Origin of the sequence: Lipingzhangella rawalii, assembly GCF_031628175.1 — a bacterium.
GTDB lineage: Bacteria > Actinomycetota > Actinomycetes > Streptosporangiales > Streptosporangiaceae > Lipingzhangella_A > Lipingzhangella_A rawalii.
Genome location: NZ_JAVLVT010000039.1, coordinates 1 through 879, shown reverse-complemented (window position 1 = coordinate 879; position 879 = coordinate 1). Strand labels below are relative to the sequence as shown.

General features: G+C 70.5%; 1 protein-coding gene. It reads left to right on the top strand.

The features are described 5' to 3' along the window. A protein-coding gene (locus tag RIF23_RS20670; protein WP_407659527.1) for an IS5 family transposase occupies positions 1-879 on the top strand; the annotation gives its coding sequence in 2 pieces (ribosomal slippage) (positions 1-365 and positions 368-879; 877 coding nt annotated over the 2 pieces). This gene is flagged as partial in the annotation.

Below are 879 nucleotides of genomic sequence, written 5' to 3'. Positions count from 1 at the left end.
TCGGACGTCATGAACTCACCGATGCCGAATGGGCGCTGCTCGCCCCGTTGATGCCCGCCGATCCGCCCAGGGGAGGCCGGTGGGCCGACCACCGTCGGGTCATCAACGCGATCCTGTTTCGGATCCGTACCGGTATCCCTTGGCGGGACCTGCCCGAGCGGTACGGCCCCTGGGAGACCGCCGCCGGGCGGCACCGCCGCTGGTCCACCGATGGCACCTGGCACCGCATCGCTGAGCGGCTGCGCATTGACGCCCACACCGGCCAGGAACTGGAGGCCGGTATCGACTCCAGCAGCATCCGCGCCCACCACCACGCCGCCGGAGCGGCCAAAAGGGGGAGGCGATGCGGGAGGAACCGGACGGATTCGAGGCCCTGGGGCGCTCCCGGGGCGGGCTGAACACCAAGATTCACCTGCTGGCCGATACCCGGCGCCGCCCGCTGGCGATCACAACCAGTCCCGGCCAGCGCGGCGACACCCACATGGTCGCGCCGTTGCTGGCGAGCCTGCGCCTGCCCCGCAGCCGGGGGCGTGCGCGCACGCGCCCCCACCGGGTGATGGGCGATAAGGCCTACTCCTCGGCGGCGATCCGCGCCTACCTGCGCCACCGCGGAATCACGGCCACGATTGCTCAGCCCGATGACCAGCGCGAGAACCGTCGACGCCGGGGCTCGGCGGGCGGGCGACCCCCCGCCTTCGACCCAGAGGCCTACCGGCGCCGCAACACCGTGGAGCGCTGTTTCAACCTGCTCAAGCAGAACCGCGCGGTCGCGACCCGCTACGACAAGCGAGCCACGATCTACGAGGGCACCATCCAACTCGCCTCCATCCGCATCTGGCTCCGCGACCTCACCAACACCAGTTCAAAAAACACCGCCTA